This is a genomic window from Thalassotalea euphylliae (assembly GCF_003390375.1).
Lineage (GTDB): Bacteria > Pseudomonadota > Gammaproteobacteria > Enterobacterales > Alteromonadaceae > Thalassotalea_F > Thalassotalea_F euphylliae_A.
In genome coordinates this window covers 3,895,833-3,913,367 of the sequence record NZ_QUOT01000001.1, presented here as the reverse complement: position 1 = coordinate 3,913,367, position 17,535 = coordinate 3,895,833, and the positions used below count along the sequence as shown (strand labels likewise).

The following is a 17,535-nucleotide window of genomic DNA, read 5'->3' as shown; positions in this document are numbered from 1 at the left end:
TATGCTAGCGATAAATAGATATGCGTAGCAAGCGGTAAAACCCTGTCCTTGATCAAGAATTCAATCACTTTCTGCCAAGAACAGCGTAAATAAACGGCAACAAAAAAAGGGTTAACCGCTAATGTTAACGGCTAACCCTTCTATTTCTTTACGAATTTTTGTAATGTGTATTACAAGTATTCTTTAATTAATAGCTCAGCAATTTGAATACTGTTTGTTGCCGCCCCTTTGCGCACATTGTCTGCCACAACCCATAAGTTAATACCATTCGGGTGGCTAATATCTTCGCGAATACGACCAACAAAAGTCTCGTCTTTGCCGCTCGCATCACCAATTTGCGTTGGGAAGTCTTGATCGTCTTCACATAACACCACACCCGGAGCTTGGCTGAGCAGGGCTTTTACTTCTTCAGCTGAAGTTTGTGTGCGAGTTTCAATGTGAATAGCTTCAGCGTGGCCATAGAATACAGGTACACGTACAGCCGTTGGGTTAACCAAAATATTTTCGTCGCCAAAAATCTTTTTAGTCTCCCACACCATTTTCATTTCTTCTTTGGTGTAACCGTTATCTTGGAATACATCGATTTGTGGGATTACGTTAAAGGCAATTTGACGTGAAAAGCTTTTGCTTTCAACCGGCTTGCCACTTAATAAGTCAGCACATTGCTTAGCTAACTCATCCATTGCTTCCTTACCCGCACCAGAAACTGATTGATAAGTACAAACGTTGATGCGATCAATACCGGCAGCGTCTTGAATTGGTTTTAACGCCACCATCATCTGAATGGTTGAACAGTTAGGGTTAGCAATAATATTGCGATTGCGGTAATCAGCTAGTGCACCAGGGTTTACTTCTGGTACAACTAACGGAATGTCTGGTTCGTAACGAAATTCTGACGTGTTATCAATCACGATACAACCTGCATCGCCTGCCATTGGGGCATATTTTGCTGACGTAGCACCACCTGCTGAGAAGAAACCAATTTGCGCTTGGCTCCAATCAAAATTGTCAGCATCAAGCACTTCAATGCTTTCACCGTTAAATTCAATAAACTGACCAGCAGAGCGCGCACTCGCAAGTGGATAGAGTTTGTTTACGGGAAAGTCACGTTGTTCAAGAATTTCAATAATGGTTTTACCCACGAGTCCCGTTGCACCAAGTACACATACATCATATTTTTGCGCCATGCTATTTTTCTTCCTCTATCTTACGTTTATCTTATTTTTACTAATCTTTAGGCGTTATCAGCCAGCCTATTAAAGCCCAGTTGAACCAGCGTATTCAATGAGCTGTTTTCGCCTGAAATTGCCAACGAAGAAAATTCCCGACGAACTGGGTAATTCTTTCGGATATGGTCAAAGCCAAAGCGAGAGAGTTGTTGACGAAAGATGCCATCGTCACGTCTGACATCGTATACCATTTTTACTAACTGGTTTAGCAATATTTCATCAAATTCCTGATTTCTTTTTCTATCTGGATTTAATTTTACACTGCCAATATTTGGCTTAGGTAAAAAGTCAGCTAACTGCTTATTACCTTCAATTTCTAGCATTTGACATACTGCCTGATACAACATTTGTGTACCACGAGCTTTTCCTTCTAAGCTATAACCAGCAATATGGGCGCTTGCCAAATCAGCAAAAGGGATAAGTTCTGTTAACACATTTGGCTCGCCTTCCCAAACATCCATCACTAAGGTGAGCCCATGGCCTTGCTGTTTGAGTGCTAATAACGCTTGGTTATCAATCACCTCACCACGACAAGCGTTAATCAGAATTTGCTGCTCGTTAAAAGCATGCAATTTTGCTTCATCAAGCAAATGAAAGGTTGGGTGTTCGCCACTGCGAGTCAGCGGCACGTGCAGTGACACAATATCGCAGGCTAACGCCTCGTCTAATGAGACAAACTCGCGATTATCGCCAGCATCCGCCAATAGCGGATCGCACAACTTATAGTGAATCCCTATAGCATTAAGCTTTTCAGCAAGCCTAGAACCGGTATTACCAGCCCCGACAATGCCAACTGATTTATCAGATAATGATAATTGGTATCGCTCGGCGAGCACCACCAAGCTACTGATCACAAATTCCGCTACAGAAATAGCGTTGCAGCCAGGTGCCGATGAAAACTTAATGTTGCGCTCAGCTAAGTACTTCTGATCAATATGGTCAACGCCAATTGTAGCTGTACCCACAAACTTTAATTGCTGGGCGTCAGCAAGCAATGCCTCATTCACTTTTGTGATCGAGCGAACAAGCAACACATCCGCATCAATCAACTGCTGAGCAGTTAGCTCGCGGCCTTTAAATGGAACCAGCTGATGTTGCTCGCCGCCAAGCTCAGAAAAGAACTCACGTGCGAACGGCATATTTTCATCGAAGAATATTTTCATAATTTGTCACAAGTACATTAAATACGATAATCGCGGCATTCTACCCCAAATCAAGTGATTGCAGTTTGATTTAACTCGTTAATTCTTTTAACTAATCTATTAACTAAGCACTATTGAGTTCAGCAGTAATTGAGGAAAATCAATAAACCATTGTTTTTACTAGCTTAAAAACAAAACCCCAAAATTATTCAACATTTTTTTGCGCTTTAGACAGCGCTTTCTAATTTACTTTTTTATTATCTCAATCGTACTCAACCAAGGAGATAGAAATCATGTCAACAGTCGACACAATTAAAGATAAAGTAAACCAAGCTGAAGAGTTAGCTCGCAAGATCTGGTTAGCTGGCATTGGTGCATACGGAAAAGGTTTTGACGAAGCGCAAGGCCAATACGAAAAGCTAAACACTGAAGCAACTAAGATGTTTAACGAACTTGTTGAAAAAGGTGAGAAGCTAGAAGAGGACGCTAAAGAAAAGTACAAAAGCGAGAAAGAAAACATTAAAACAAACGTTGAAACTCGCGTTAGCGAAGTACGTGCTAAGTTAGGCTTAGACAACGACGACACCAACAAAAAAATCGAAGAGCTTTCAGCTAAAATTGACACCTTAACAGAAGCGTTAGGTAAGCTTGAAAAGTAAATTTGTTTAAGAACTGACAGCCTAAGCTGTCGGTTCTTGTCATTTTAGGAGTCTAGTATGAGCAAAATAAAGGATTTAGAAAAAGCGAGTCGTCAAGCGCTTTACGCTACCGTTGGCGGTTACGCCAAAGGCTGGGAGTATATTTCCAACAAAGTGGCAGTAACCTTGGACGACACCAACAAGTTTGTAAACGACTTGATTGAAAGCGGCGAAAAAATCGAATCGGATCTAAAAGAGAAAGTTAAGAGCAACAGCCAGCTTGACGAGAAATTTGCGAGCTTAAAAAGCAAGCTAGGTATTGATTCTGATGCTGATGCAAAACTTGCTAAGTTAGAAGCAAAAGTTGATGCCTTGACTGAAGCGATCACTAAACTGGTCGACGCTCGTTTAGCAGAAGTCACCGCTACATCGAAAACAACAGCTAAAGCAGCAACTGCAAAAGCAACGCCTGCGACAGCAAAAAAAGAAGCTGCGACAAAATCTGATGCAGAACCTGCTGCAAAAGCAACTCCGCGTAAAACAACCGCGAGAAAGCCAGCTACTGCGAAAAAAGCGACAACAATCAAAAGAACAACGCGAGCTTCAACTGCAAAAGCTAAACCGGTTACCGAATAGTAAACACATTACTATTTGAAAGCTTAGTAAATGCTAACGAAACTTGTTCTGCAGCTATGTATTACCGTAAGTTGTGTAACTAGATCAAAAATCAAGCGATTATGGCAAATTTATGGTCATTCACAGTGTCACCATTCAATGCCAATGGGGTGCAGTTTTGGGTAAATCAGCATTAATTTACTGAAATATTGTGCTAATCAGCAAGTGCAATATTGCCCAATATCCCCCTCTTTTTTATTTGTAGAAGTCCAGATCCCACTTAAGTTTTAGCCTTTTCCAAAGGTGACTGCTAGTCAGTAAAATAGACTTTAACCTAAAGTTTCAACCATATTGCTAAATACCACTATTTAGCCTCAATAATTTCCCGATAAAGGTAGTTCTGAGGTTTTATCCCATAGTTATCAGCAGATGGACATTACTGAAACGTCTACATAATATACTGCTCTATCTTTATAGAAGGTTTGGCATTAATGCCCAATTGCAGTCGCCTGACGTAAAGGTGACGTAACAGTGTCGTATACAAAATAGGAATTTCTTAACAAGATAAAGCTCAAATCTTTTCTTGAGAGAAATAAAAAATGGAAATGAAGATTAACTCTGAAAAAGTTGTAAAAGAGAGAAAAGCTAGAGCTTGAAGCCAGCAACATTTGGCTGATGCAAGTGCCTTGAGTTTAAGAACGATTCAAAGAGTTGAAAATAATGGGACTGGATCTCCTGAAACAATAAAAGCGTTGGCGTCATGTTTAGAGATAAAGCTAAGTGAACTATTTCACTCAGAATCAGAAAAAACCAAAAGCTACTTCAAAGCGAAAGGTACAGCGCTCTTATCACTTATTGTAACGTTAGGAAGTGGCTTGTTCTTAACATCTGCGTCAATTGCCTCAGATATTTCTATCTCTGCAAAAGAAATGGAAGCTCCGCTAAATGAAAGTATTCAAATATATCGCAATAATGTTGAGATCTTTGTTCCTAAAAGCGTTCCTTTAACCGTTTCAACTGAGTCAATATGGGAAAATGAATTGGCTTCTGTTGCTGAAGGGAGTGTTGAGGTTAAGTTAGAAGACTTTACTGTACTTGCTAATAAAGCGATCATTGTAAAAATGGAAAAAGGCATCAAAATTACAACGGATTATGCAGAACAACATTTCCATAAAGCGGAGTAACATTCAGCAAGCAACGCATATGAGTTAAAGTTAAACGTGTGACAGTTGGCTGGAACTCACTTTTTCTCGGCAATTTTAGCCAACTCATACTTACAACGTAACGCCTCGTTCCCACCATCAGCTGCAGACAGAAAATGTGACTGTCAGATTTAATTGAGCCCGATTAATCAAATCTGACAGTTCAAGTTAAGACGCAGCTACATTAAGCCTGTGGCGGCATGCTTGGCCTTTCACCGCCTTGATGACTCCAATGCAAGCGCAGCTTTTCCTGCTCTCTTAATTGGTTTAGGTAGCCTCTAAATGTTTTGCTGATCCGTGTGCTGCGCTCAATTAATGACAATTGCCGCCATGTCGCGCGTTCTGCCATATGAGTAAGTGCATCTATGCTTTCCACGGTTGGGTTCATCAACAAGTGTTTTAAGTTGGCAATTTTACGACCTGGTAAGATATTAATATCACCAACGTACTGCTGCTCTACAACCGATCTCACCTTGTGGATTGCCATTTTAGCGGTACGACCTGAAACCATGTTTTCAACCACGTCACAGGCATAAATACTATTGGTTTTAACCATATTCGCAACATGGCGCTTAGTCACCGCAAAAATACCCGTACTATGTTGCTTAGTGCGCGGTAAGAATGGCACTGCTAGTGGGTTAATTTGGCTTACAATACTGTGGTTCACACCGTACAAACGAGCTAAGCGATTAAAGGGCATATCTGCCATTACGGAGCCATCGGCAAACTTGCGATTAGGGATATAAGGCACTATTTCACCCGCGCGATTTTTTGCTTTTAATTGCACTGGTGAGAATAAAAACGGTACGGCACAAGAAGCACGCACCGCCTGCGTGATAATCGCATTGGGAGACGTGCGAGCATTTAACAAGCGTGAATATTGATGCAAGTCAGCAGGCGAAACCGTCACGCTTACATGACGCCCGGTTTTCAAATAAGCTTCTTCGAACGTGGTTAAATCGAATAATTCAATTAACGCATTTTCTAAATTCGTACTGTCAAACAGCGAATCTTTTAAAAAGCCCTGCCATACCCCCCATTGATGAAAGCGCTCGTAAATGGATTCTGAGGTCAAAATATCGAGTAGTTCTTCATCGGTACGTGTGGCGATAAGTGACGCCATAATGGAACCCGCACTAGCACCCGATATTACATTGGGCATTAAATTGTGTTCAGTTAGCGTGCGAATAACGCCGACATGAAAGAAGCCTAAGCTAGCGCCACCACTTAACATTAAGCAGCTTTGGCCGTAGGCATGGGCGGTTTCTTCAAAAAATGCCAGTTTATCGTAGAAGTCGACTTCTTCATCTTTGGCATTAAAAATAAACTCCATCGCAGAGCACACTTCATCCAAAAACTCTTCAATCAAGACTTTAGTGCCAATGCGCGCAAAGCGATTAAGCTCAGGGTTGGCAATGTTGCCTAAATTTCCATGAATACCTTCATGCAAAATAAACATTAATCCCGCTGAGTCTTTTTTTGCTTTCGCATCACGAATACGATTAACACGTTTGCGAATCAAGCTGTAATCGTAAAGCTTACACGTTTCTTCTGCGCGCCACTCATCAGCCCCAGATAGCCTATCATGCTCTAGGCTGGCCTCTTTATATTCTTGGTAGGTTTTAGCGTTTCCAATGGCAACTTCAACTTCGTTTAACTTTCTATTAGCCATAATACTCATTCGATATCGCTCATCCGCTTGTTAGTTACCCCGAAGTAAACGCGAATTTTCTAGAAATAACCACCTAATATTGGTTATTTTTACTGCGTAATCAGGGCTTTCGTGTGTGTAACTGAAACAAATAAATCTTATTTATACCATTAATAAGACATAAATAAGCTTAAAAATCAGCCATTAACATTAAATTAACTTAATCTCTTAATCAAACTCGCATGTAACGACTGTTTTATGAAAAGTTATTTTTAATCTGTTGTTTTTTATTGATTTAAATCATGGTTGAATAAAATTAACCTACCTTAATTGCAATACTAATAGTGGATATAATATATTTTTCGTTGACACTTCACGGTTGAAGTGGTTATGTATTACTTTGTATTTTAAATATGTTTGCAGTCGCAGAGTCAGGATGTACAGCACTTAAGCATGGAATGGATCATTGAGCACCAATTACTTTTATTAATCCCTATTGTCAGTGCGATTGTTGGTTGGCTTACAAATTATCTCGCCGTCAAAATGATGTTTTACCCCATTCAATTTGTCGGCATCAAAGCACCTTATCTTGGCTGGCAAGGCCTCATCCCCCAAAAACGCAAAGAAATGGCGGAAATATCGGTAGACTTACTACTTGGTAAGTTATTGAGTGTTGAAGACCTAGTTTCTCGTCTAGAGCCAGATAAAATCAGCCAAGCAATAGAGCGACGCCTCAAGCAAGTGCTGAGAAAAATCATCAATGATGTGATGCAAGAGTCCGCGCCTAAGGTCTGGGCATCACTACCCGCGCAAGGCAAAAATTTAGTCTACGCACGCGTTGAAGCAGACATACCCAACGTGGTTGAAAAGCTAGTCAGAGATTTTCAACACAATGCAACCGAAATCCTCGATATCAAAGAATTAGTCGTTGATTACCTAATCGCCCACCCTGCCCTTATCAACGAAATATTTTTGACCGCTGGCAACAAAGAATTCCCTTTTATTATCCGCTCAGGCTTGTATTTTGGCTTTCTGCTAGGCATTCCGACCATGGTGTGTTGGTACTTCTTCCAGGATTGGTGGATTTTACCGCTTGGTGGACTACTGGTCGGCTACCTAACTAACTGGATCGCCCTACAAATCATTTTTGAACCGAAAGATCCCATAAAAATTGGTCCTTGGAATCTGCAAGGTATGTTTTTAAAGCGCCAAGATGAAGTTGCCAAAGTGTACTCACATCTGATCGAGCGCAAACTGATGAATTCGGAAAACATCATTAGTACCGTGCTTTATGGCTCTGGCGCCGAGCAACTTTGGGAACTTGTTGAACTGCATGTCAATGACGCCATAGAACGCTATGTTGCTATTGGTCAACCTTATATTGGTCTTGGCTTAGGTGCCGACAATTATTTCAAAATGAAAGCGCTCGCGGTAAAACGCATTTTTGATAGCTCAGAAAAATTCTTGCTTTATATGCACGACTACGCCGATTCGGCACTCAATATTGGCGATGATTTACGCGAAAAAATGCAGTCGTTGTCTCCAGCAGAGTTTGAAAATGTGCTGCGACCAGCATACAAGCAAGACGAGTGGAAATTAATAGTCACTGGCTCTGTGCTAGGTGGCTTAGCTGGCGTAATACAGCTGATGTATATTTTTATGCCAACATAGCAATGTAAGCCTATGCTCAATAAAGGACGTTGACCAAGGTAAACATGAAATAGGGGTTCTGATAATGGATAAAGAACAATGAAAACAGCAGAAAAAATTCTGCTGACTAGCCTAGAGTTATTTAACCAGCAAGGAGAGGCGAATGTCACCTGTGTCGACATCGCTCTTGAGTTGGATATTAGCCCTGGCAATTTGTACTACCACTTCCGTGGTAAGGAAGTAATTGTCAGCGCCCTGTTTGATATTTATCTAGCTAAAACCAGTAAAATATTGGTTTCTCCCAGTAGCGACAAACTCACCATTGAAAGCTTCTTTTATTACCTATACCAGTTATTAGAAAGCGGTAACATTTATCGATTTATTTACCGCAATCCAACCGATTTAATTCTGAAATACCCAGCTATTTCGCGTAATTTTAATAAACTACTTAAAAGCAAAGAACAGGCTGTGGCCGTCATTCTCGATCATTTTCAAGAGCAGCAAATTCTCCAAGCCACACCTGAGCAGCGACGATCGTTAACGCAATTAATCACACTTATTTTCACCCAATCGCAAAATTATTTTCACTTAACCAGTAAAGACGTGGCGATGGAAGACGCCAGTTTGCAAAGTCTTGGTTGGATTTATCAAGCGATTGCGCCTTACTTAACACTTAATGAACAAGAGCGCGCAGATGCCATTGCCGCGGTTAGTCGGCAGGCAGCAAACTCCAGTGATGACCAGCAAGGCGAAAATTTGTTAGAGAAGCTCGCCACTTCTTGACCTGCTATTTTCATTCTTTTGGCGCCAGGTGCACCAATAATGAAGATGGCAACTATGATTAGTAAAGAACTAATCGACAAATAAATAGTAATTGGCAAACAAAAAGCATGTAGTAAACCCATAACTAAGAGGAAGTTATTATGGCAAAAAGATTATCCTTACTAGATCGCTCGTTTTGGCTCACCGAGACAACTGATAACCCTAAACACGTCGCGTGTTTACAAATATTAACTAAGCCAGAAGGCGCGGCTGACGACTATTGTCAGCAGCTTGCCAATAAGTTAAGGCAGCACGATCAAGGGGTTGCGCCTTATAATCAACGGGTTATTGCATTTGGTCATATCGCGCTTAGGTTTAAAGCGGTAAGCAGCCTTAACATGGAATACCACGTTAAGTTTCATCAAGTTGAGGATATCAAAGACAAAGTCGCGCTGCATAATTTCACGGCCAAGCTACACGAGCCTATGCTTGATCGCGATAAACCGTTGTGGCAACTGCATATTATTGAAGCACCTGATAGTCAAGAGTTTGCCATTTACTTCAAAATTCATCATATGTATGGCGACGGCGCATCGTTGATCACTTGGTTACAAGCGGCATATCCCAAAAGTGCCGACGAAGAGTTTATTCCGTTTTGGGCAAAACCACGAGAATCTAAGCCAAGAGTGGCACAAAACCCATTTGCGGTAGCGATCAAAGCACTTTGGCTCAGTTTAGTGACAGTTGTAAACTTAGGCATTATTACCTTCTTCTTGCTGCTGAAGATCTTGCGAATAAACCCTGTTTACATGCCAATCCCGTTTGCGGGCACTAAAACCATGCTAACAGGCCAAGTTACTGCTGGTAGAGTGGTAGCCACTACCCACTTGGACTTTACTGAGGTTAAGAAGTTGGCTATTCAACTGAGGGCATCTGTGAATGAAGTTTTCCTCTGTTGCTTTGATATTGGGGTCCATAAATTCTTAAAAGATCATGGTCAACAATTTGGTCGGCCATTGATCACGCAAATGCCAATCAACTTGCGCCGCCCAGGAGAAGCCGCTGGTGGTAATAAAATTGCCATTTTGCCAGTACAGCTAGCTTATGGCCAAAAAGACCCATATCGCCGCTTACGTCAAATTATTGAAAATCACAGCATAGTGAAAAAAGTAGCACGCCGTATCAACCCGGCAGCGCTCACCGCTTACACTATCGTGATTCAAGGGTTTGCGTTAGTTTTTGAAGCGTTAAAGTTGTCAGATTTGCATCGCCCTATTGGTAATATTCTGATTTCCAATGTACCAGGCCCAAGACAAGATCTTTACTTTGGTGGCAGTCGCGTTAATAACTTTTACCCAATCTCGGTGTTAACGCCGGGTGGTGGCGTTAACATCACGCTACTTACTTACCGCGATAAAGCAGAAATAGGTTTAGTATGCTCTGACAGAAAAATTAAATCTCTCGAGCCACTTGCTAGCTATTTTCAGGAGGCATTTGAACTCTTATCAGACAGTGTTAACAACCCTGAGTTAACCACTGATGATCTTGGCGAGTTAGCTAGATTTGGCTCGCAATGCGTGATTGAAGACGAATTTCAGGACAACAAAGTGAATGTTGCCTAACGGATATGCTACTCGCACATAATGCCCCTTATGTGCGTTATTTTGCATCACTGGCGTTGAATCCAAACAGGCATTCAATTTACCACTTCCTCTATTTGAAAGGGTTAACTTAAGTTAACCCTTTTTTGTGCCAATAGAATTAATGAATTGATCAATTATGGGGTGGGAAAAAGGTTTATAAACACAGGCTTTATGCTCCCTGCAAAACCAAGTAGCTACACCTAAGTAACTACATACGAAACCTAGGTAACAGTATCTATTTAGGCAAGCACTATTTTTTGGTAACTAGTTAGTTGCTCTAATTTCAAAAATAACAACCTAGCTAATGAGCGTTTTAACCTGTCACAAAGATTAAGTAATAATGAAATTGGTATTAGTCTAGATAAAACTTAAACACTAAGTGCCCATCTTCAACTGCAATATGTTGACCGTATTCAGCAAATATCTGCTCTTCAAAGTCACTTTCATCAAGCTCGTAAAACCAGTCTTCTTGCTCTACTTTATCGACCAAGGTGTTTTCTATTTCTGGTTTATGATAGTCGAGCACTCGTTGCTTACTGCCCGACGAGTAAAGAGTTAAGTAATTCAATAGGTCGTTAGGCACAACGCCTTTAAGCAGCGAAAAGGTTAATTTCACAGTACTTAGCAACAAGTACTTGAACGGCTTTGGCATAAACAAGGTCACTAAGTCTGTTGTTGAGCCAATAAAAGCATAATCATCGTTCACTAAGCGAATTTCAGCCAGCTGCATGTCTCGAATTCGTATTACCCGCTCTTCGGTGTCGAAATAAGGCAGCACACTGCCTGTGGCAACCAAATGGGCACGATAAATGTCGCGCTGCGCGACACTAATATTCATGGCACAAAGCAGTTGAATATGCAGTTTATCTTGCGCTAGGGGCATCGTCAGCTCAGCATTAAGTATTGTCAGCTCTCCCTGACTATTGGCGATAGGTAATGGGATGGTTTGTGGAAAGTTGGCAGCGAGCAACTCATTTAACTCATCTTGGCTATAACGAGCCGCTTTAAGCCACTTAAAACGCATCGCGAGCTTAATGGCCAGCCGAGTGAAATATAGTTTGCATTTCTGCCAATGAGTTTGTTGTTCCTGCACTGTCCATCCATCATCAAAAAAAGACTAACCTCATGATACTAAATCAATTTTGATTCGGATATCGACAATCGAGTGATTTTCGGTATTTCTCTAGAAACAGTGACAATACAAACAAGGGACTGTGTAGTTTGCAATATATAAACAGAGCAATGAACTGCGCTTCATTTTGAGTGGGCGTTATTGTTAAGAAGCCCCGTAACCCATAAAAATTGGGCTAACGGGGCTTACGTTACGGTTTAGTATCAATCTTATAAACTATAAAATTAACCGACTAAACCGATGCTACCTTTACAGGTGAAAAGCTAATCCACTTATGATTGATATTTTTTCATCACAAGTGTTGAGTTTGTACCACCAAAACCAAAGCTGTTTGACATCACTAAGTTCAGCTCTGCATCTTGCGCTTCAGTAACGATGTTCAAGCCCTGTGCTTCTTCATCTAAGTTGTTGACATTGATTGATGGCGCAACAAAGTTGTTTTCCATCATCAAGATTGAGTAAATAGCTTCGTGTACACCAGCAGCGCCAAGTGCGTGGCCAGTCATGGCTTTGGTCGCACTGATCATCGGCGACTTTTCACCAAATACTTGTTGAATCGCACCTAGCTCTTTCACATCACCAACTGGCGTTGAAGTGCCATGGGTGTTTAAGTAATCAATGTCACCTTCAACATCTTGCATAGCCATTTCCATACAGCGCACAGCACCTTCACCACTTGGGGCCACCATGTCGTAACCATCTGAAGTTGCGCCATAGCCTACTATTTCAGCATAAATATGGGCACCACGTGCAAGCGCGTGTTCAAGTTCTTCAACTACGACCATACCGCCGCCACCTGAAATAACAAAGCCATCGCGATCTGCATCATAGGTACGAGAAGCTTGCTCTGGTGTTTCGTTGTACTTGGTAGATAAAGCGCCCATACCGTCAAACATCATGGCGAGTGACCAGTCCACTTCTTCACCACCGCCTGCAAATACGATGTCTTGCTTACCTAACTGAATAAGCTCCATTGCATGACCAATACAGTGCGCTGATGTTGCGCAAGCGGAACTAATTGAATAGTTCACACCAAGAATTTTGAACGGTGTTGCTAAACACGCAGAAATCGTGCTCGACATGGTTTTAGGCACGGCATAAGGACCAACACGTTTTACGCCTTTTTCACGTAAAGTATCTGCTGACGAAACCACGTTTGCCGATGATGCGCCACCAGAGCCAGCAACAATACCAGTGCGAATATTCGAAACTTGTTCTGGTGTTAATTTTGCGTCTTCAATGGCTTGATTCATTGCAATGTATGCGTAAGCAGAGGCATCGCCCATAAAACGCATCGCTTTGCGATCGATGTGGTCTTTTAAGGTAATTTCTGGTTTGCCCCAAACTTGGCTGCGCAAGCCAACTTCGGCGAAGCTTTCTGAGCGAGTAATACCAGAGCGCCCTGTTTTTAATGATGTTAAAACTTCCTTGGCGTCATTACCTATACTTGATACAACACCCAATCCTGTGATCACGACACGTTTCATTTATCTAAACCATAATAATTTGTAAAAACGGGCATATCATAGCGAGTTTTTTTACTCAGGCTGGTCTATCCAGTGTACAAATGTACGCTGAATTATTTTCAACCATGAATAACGCACCTGCTCGCCGATTCACCCAGCGCATTCCAGCATAATTCATCACTGGCGCATTGTCGCTATTTTTGACAATGACTTTGACTGTTGTTACGCGTTAAAATATTAATAAGATCGATTCATTCTCATTAGTTCCTGTGACCCAAACTAGCAATAATCACAACGCGTCTAAAGACTCACCTGAAGACTTTCATAATATAGCCTACCAAGACAATGGTGCCCCATATTCATTACAGTTTGACGATATTTATTTTGATACTGAATCTGGCTGCCAACAAAGCGAGCAAGTTTTCCTGCGTGGCAACCAAATTAGTGAGCGACTACTAGAGACAAACACCCCACTAATTATTGGCGAGACAGGCTTTGGCACTGGCTTGAACTTCTTCCTAACCGCCGCAAAAATGCAGCAGTTAATCGCTAAGCTTGGTGACGATAAAGTTACAGATGTGCACTTTACTAGTGTTGAGAAATACCCCTTATCTGGTGAAAGTATCAAGCAAAGCTTAGCCATGTGGACTGATTTACAACCACTAATAGCAAAAGTGCTAGCGCAATACCCTGCTCGCCCACAACAACGATGTGATATTTCGCTATTTAACAACAAACTCAAATTAACGATTTTATTTGACGATGCAACGCAAGGTTTTGCCAAGTTGAAGCTAGCCAAACACGCCAAAATAAACGCTTGGTACCTCGATGGCTTTTCGCCTTCACAAAACTCAGCGATGTGGAGTGAAGCATTATTCGAGCAAATCGCTCGCCTGTCGGCAGAAGATGCAACGTTAGCAACCTTTACCGTTGCGGGGTTTGTTCGTCGCCGTCTTACCCACGTTGGTTTTCGCGTAGCCAAGAAAAAGACCGCAGGTAAAAAAAACCAAACCTTAGTGGCGAAGTTTCAACAATCTCCAAATTCTGGCAAAGGGTACTTACTCAGACCCAACCAGCCCAAAGCGCAACACGTGACGATTATCGGTGGTGGCATTGCCGCAGCTTGTTTAACTTATCAGCTTGCCCAGAAAGGGGTAAAAGTTAGTGTGATTTGCAAAGACGAAGCGATTGCACAAGGTGCTTCAAGCAATGCAATAGGCGCCTTGTATCCACTCATTCATCTACAGCGCGACGAAATCAGTGAATTCTATGTACACGCATTAGCTAGGGCTCGTGCCTTTTATGATGAGCTAGTTGCCCAAGGGTACGACTTTGCTCACGCTTGGTGCGGCTTACTTGAGCTTTCATACAAAGAGGCTTTACAAAAGCGCCAAGAAAAATTTGCGAGTGCGCCTGTATGGCCGCACGATATTATTCACAGTTTAGACGCACAGCAAGCCTCACAAATTGCCGGTGTAACCCTCACCAACGGCGGCATGTTTATTCCTCAGGCTGGCTGGATTGCGCCAGCAGAGCTCGTTAGCGCATTGTTTGACGCTGCAAGTAAGATTGGCCAAGTGAAAATTCGTACCAATACCAAGGTCGAGCAGTTAACCCAACTTGACGACCAGCGCTGGCAACTACAAACCAATAAGGGAGAGCTTGTCGCATCGACGTTAGTGATTTGTGGTGGCGCTGATAGCGATCAACTCGCACCGATCAGCGAACTGCCGCAATACCCTGTGCGTGGCCAAGTTTCTGAAGTCGCTATTGCGAGCCCCGATCATCAATTAAACACAGTGATCTGCCATAAAGGCTATATGACACCGGCTAATAACGAAAAATTCTGCATTGGTGCCACATTTGACAAAAACGACAGAGATATTGAGGTTCGCAGCGCCGATAATACCTACAATATCAAGATGGTAAGCCAAAGCATGCCAGAGCTTGAAACGATTACTCAAAGCAGTATCGTTGGCCAAAAGGCTCGTTTAAGAGCGATGACGCCAGATCATTTACCGATTGCTGGTCCAATGCCGAAAACAGACGAGTACCCTGCTTTGTATGGAAAATTGGCACAAGATAAGCACTGGAAAATCAATTCGCCAGCTCCTTATTACGCAAACCTTTATGTAATATCAGGACTTGGTGCTCGCGGGTTGTGTTCAGCACCGTTAGTGAGCGATATGATAGTGGCTGATTTATGCAACCAGCCCTACCCTTTGCCTAGTAAAATGCGTTTTAATTTAGCCGCTAATCGCTTTGTTATTAAAGATATTATCAAAGGTAAGTACGCTGCGAGCTAAGCGTTTAAAATGATGGTTTTAAAGCGAAAAACTCGTCAATAGAGACTGCCAATAGTTGCTAACGATCACTTGGTCTTGCGGCGAAAGCTCAGCTTTCGCTTTGCTTAGCTGCGCTGTCACACTGGCTGCTAACTGACTGCTAAGGGGTTGTGACTCATCACCTGTTTCGCTCGCCACCAAAGAAACAAAGCCTCGAATATAGCTAGAGGCAAAAAGTGTATCGGCATCGGCATCATGCTCTGCCAGTTGGTCAAAATGAAGATATAACTCTGAAAGGTTAGCGAACGTCACAATTTGCTCCGAATAAAACTAAAATTACTAATGATAAAGATTGAGAATAAGGCTCATAGAAATAGGCACTCTGCCGATCAAAGCGGGCTAGCAATAGGGTATAACACTTGATCACGATAGCCAGTAACAATCGGCAAATAACCCGCTAAGGCCTGATCGAGCTCATCATCACCGGTGTCAGCAATTAGCGGCCTTGCATTTAAGCTAGCGAGTTTCCTTTTGGTCGCCACAATAATAATATTGTCTTTCCCCACGGCCTTAATTATGCGAGGGCTAAGCTGCTGATTTCCTCGGCCAAAAATATGCCCTTGACCACCTATCACAGTAATCACCAACTTAATTGGCTCGTCACTCGTTGATTGATGTTGCTGAACAAACGCCCACAATCCTGGCTCAGTTACATCACTAGCTACCACCGTTTCACTTTGAACTAGATCGACACCCAGCAATGTATTGTCGATTCCCATTTCATCCATAATGGCTGCGGTTGTTGAGCCTGAACCAATAACAGCGGGGCTGTCTTCGAGTTCATCAATCACATGTGCCGCAATATCTTGTAAAACAAGCTCGTCTGCTTCTTTGCCACCCGCTTTAACGGCCTGTACGTATCGCAGCTCCATCGGAATTTGCATTTCACCATAACGTTTGGCTTTGACAACACCGTCGCGAAACAAGCTTTCATCAATATCCATCACGTCGGCATCCGTTAACGTAACCAGCTGATTCGTTACCATCATCTCTACAACACGGCCAGCAGCTTTGGGCGTTACCGTATAAACACCGGAATGAATTTTACAACCGGCAGGAATACCCAACACAGGTATATTGCGATTAGCTTGCAACGTTTCAATTTGGTGGCAAATATTGCGCGCTGTACCATCGCCGCCGGCAAATAAGATAAGATCAACACCTTCAGCAACTAGTGCTGCAACCGTATTTTCGGTATCGCTAGCTGATGATTGCAGTGGCGCTTGGTAAACATTGGTAATACTAAAACCCAACTCCCGAGCGCAGTTCTCGCCCATATCACCACTAGCGGTAAAGATTTGAATTTGCTCTTGGTATGGTTTTAGTACCGAAAGTGCAGTTGCCGCCCTTTGATTGGCTTTAGCTGTCGCACCAAGTTGCAGTGCTTGCTGTGCAATACCTTCGCCATCACTACCCTTTAATGCAACGCTGCCGCCTATCCCCGCGATAGGATTAACAATAAAACCTAGCTTGAATGCTTGTTTCATAACTTCCTGCTTATGGTGATACCCTAACAAAATCATGTTCACTGCTAGGTATATTGGTTTGGTAGAACTCACATAAGGCTGCCATCAATTGCTGGGCACGAACAGGAAAGCCATCAACGAGGTAAGTCTTAACTTGCTCAAACACTGAGTTTTTAAACCCTTGATAGTCAGGCTCAGCGCCGTTGAGGTTATCCGCTGACACTCTAAAGTTTTTACCCGCAGCAGCACATAACGCCCACTCCACCGCTTGCGGCTTAACCTCAACTTTTTCAAATTCTTTTTGTTGCATTTCAGTTCGGCCATCGGGTTCATACCAATAGCCAAAATCTTCCAACAATCGGCGGTCTGGGCCAGCAATGCACCAATGCGCAATTTCATGCAACGCACTGGCATAAAAGCCATGGGCAAAAATAATTCGATGATGATCTACAGTGTCATCAGCCGGCAAATAAATTGGCTCGTCTTTACCTTTAACCAACTTGGTATTAAATGAATCAAAAAAAGTGTTGTTGAAAATCGAAATGATGTCGTCAATCTGGTGCATTAAACTTCAGGTCTAAAAAAATACAGCGC

General features: G+C 42.3%; 15 protein-coding genes. 7 read left to right on the top strand and 8 right to left on the bottom strand.

The window, feature by feature from the left end:
* Nucleotides 1-170: 170 nt before the first annotated feature.
* Both DXX94_RS17155 and DXX94_RS17150 read right to left on the bottom strand, forming a co-directional pair.
* Nucleotides 171-1,187 carry an aspartate-semialdehyde dehydrogenase gene (locus DXX94_RS17155; protein ID WP_116017769.1) on the bottom strand — a complete coding sequence of 339 codons (1,017 nt, stop codon included), beginning with the start codon at nt 1,185-1,187 and terminating at the stop codon, nt 171-173.
* A 47-nt stretch (nt 1,188-1,234) separates the two neighbouring features.
* Nucleotides 1,235-2,392, bottom strand: coding sequence for a 4-phosphoerythronate dehydrogenase (locus DXX94_RS17150; RefSeq protein ID WP_116017767.1), 1,158 nt, complete (start codon nt 2,390-2,392; stop codon nt 1,235-1,237).
* 272 nt (nt 2,393-2,664) lie between these two features.
* Here DXX94_RS17150 and DXX94_RS17145 point away from each other — a divergent pair, with 272 nt between their 5' ends.
* The 3 genes from DXX94_RS17145 to DXX94_RS17135 all read left to right on the top strand — a co-directional run bounded on the left by DXX94_RS17145 (nt 2,665) and on the right by DXX94_RS17135 (nt 4,808).
* Nucleotides 2,665-3,030, top strand: coding sequence for a phasin family protein (locus tag DXX94_RS17145; RefSeq protein WP_116017765.1), 366 nt, complete (start codon nt 2,665-2,667; stop codon nt 3,028-3,030).
* 57 nt (nt 3,031-3,087) lie between these two features.
* Nucleotides 3,088-3,645, top strand: a complete 558-nt coding sequence (locus DXX94_RS17140) for a hypothetical protein (RefSeq protein WP_116017763.1) — start codon at nt 3,088-3,090, stop codon at nt 3,643-3,645.
* Nucleotides 3,646-4,292: 647 nt separating this feature from the next.
* Nucleotides 4,293-4,808 carry an XRE family transcriptional regulator gene (locus tag DXX94_RS17135; protein WP_258872199.1) on the top strand — a complete coding sequence of 172 codons (516 nt, stop codon included), beginning with the start codon at nt 4,293-4,295 and terminating at the stop codon, nt 4,806-4,808.
* A 202-nt stretch (nt 4,809-5,010) separates the two neighbouring features.
* Here the strand turns inward: DXX94_RS17135 and DXX94_RS17130 are convergent, their stop codons facing one another.
* Nucleotides 5,011-6,498: a DUF3336 domain-containing protein gene (locus DXX94_RS17130; RefSeq protein ID WP_116018621.1), complete on the bottom strand. Its 1,488-nt coding sequence runs from the start codon at nt 6,496-6,498 to the stop codon at nt 5,011-5,013.
* A 432-nt stretch (nt 6,499-6,930) separates the two neighbouring features.
* On the opposite strand from DXX94_RS17130, the gene DXX94_RS17125 reads away from it, so the two are divergent.
* The 3 genes from DXX94_RS17125 to DXX94_RS17115 all read left to right on the top strand — a co-directional run bounded on the left by DXX94_RS17125 (nt 6,931) and on the right by DXX94_RS17115 (nt 10,511).
* A complete protein-coding gene (locus DXX94_RS17125; RefSeq protein ID WP_116017761.1) occupies nt 6,931-8,148 on the top strand; it encodes a DUF445 domain-containing protein in 1,218 nt (405 codons plus the stop codon).
* A gap of 78 nt (nt 8,149-8,226) precedes the next feature.
* Nucleotides 8,227-8,910, top strand: coding sequence for a TetR/AcrR family transcriptional regulator (locus DXX94_RS17120; RefSeq protein WP_116017759.1), 684 nt, complete (start codon nt 8,227-8,229; stop codon nt 8,908-8,910).
* Nucleotides 8,911-9,050: 140 nt separating this feature from the next.
* Complete coding sequence (locus DXX94_RS17115; protein WP_116017757.1) at nt 9,051-10,511, top strand: wax ester/triacylglycerol synthase domain-containing protein; 1,461 nt, start codon at nt 9,051-9,053, stop codon at nt 10,509-10,511.
* A gap of 373 nt (nt 10,512-10,884) precedes the next feature.
* Here the strand turns inward: DXX94_RS17115 and DXX94_RS17110 are convergent, their stop codons facing one another.
* Nucleotides 10,885-11,625, bottom strand: a complete 741-nt coding sequence (locus tag DXX94_RS17110) for a hypothetical protein (protein WP_147302310.1) — start codon at nt 11,623-11,625, stop codon at nt 10,885-10,887.
* Nucleotides 11,626-11,936: 311 nt separating this feature from the next.
* Nucleotides 11,937-13,151, bottom strand: a complete 1,215-nt coding sequence (gene fabB, locus DXX94_RS17105) for a beta-ketoacyl-ACP synthase I (RefSeq protein ID WP_116000899.1) — start codon at nt 13,149-13,151, stop codon at nt 11,937-11,939.
* Between the two features lie 248 nt (nt 13,152-13,399).
* Between fabB and mnmC the strand changes: the two genes are divergently transcribed.
* Nucleotides 13,400-15,436, top strand: a complete 2,037-nt coding sequence (gene mnmC, locus DXX94_RS17100) for a bifunctional tRNA (5-methylaminomethyl-2-thiouridine)(34)-methyltransferase MnmD/FAD-dependent 5-carboxymethylaminomethyl-2-thiouridine(34) oxidoreductase MnmC (RefSeq protein WP_116017753.1) — start codon at nt 13,400-13,402, stop codon at nt 15,434-15,436.
* Between the two features lie 18 nt (nt 15,437-15,454).
* Here mnmC and DXX94_RS17095 read toward each other — a convergent pair whose 3' ends face one another.
* From DXX94_RS17095 to DXX94_RS17085, 3 genes are all read right to left on the bottom strand, one after another.
* Entirely contained in the window at nt 15,455-15,727 is a 273-nt protein-coding gene (locus DXX94_RS17095; RefSeq protein WP_258872198.1) for a YfcL family protein, read from the bottom strand.
* Between the two features lie 77 nt (nt 15,728-15,804).
* Complete coding sequence (locus DXX94_RS17090) at nt 15,805-16,962, bottom strand: ATP-NAD kinase family protein (RefSeq protein WP_116018619.1); 1,158 nt, start codon at nt 16,960-16,962, stop codon at nt 15,805-15,807.
* Between the two features lie 10 nt (nt 16,963-16,972).
* Nucleotides 16,973-17,506: an elongation factor P hydroxylase gene (locus DXX94_RS17085; protein WP_116017749.1), complete on the bottom strand. Its 534-nt coding sequence runs from the start codon at nt 17,504-17,506 to the stop codon at nt 16,973-16,975.
* Nucleotides 17,507-17,535 lie beyond the last annotated feature (29 nt).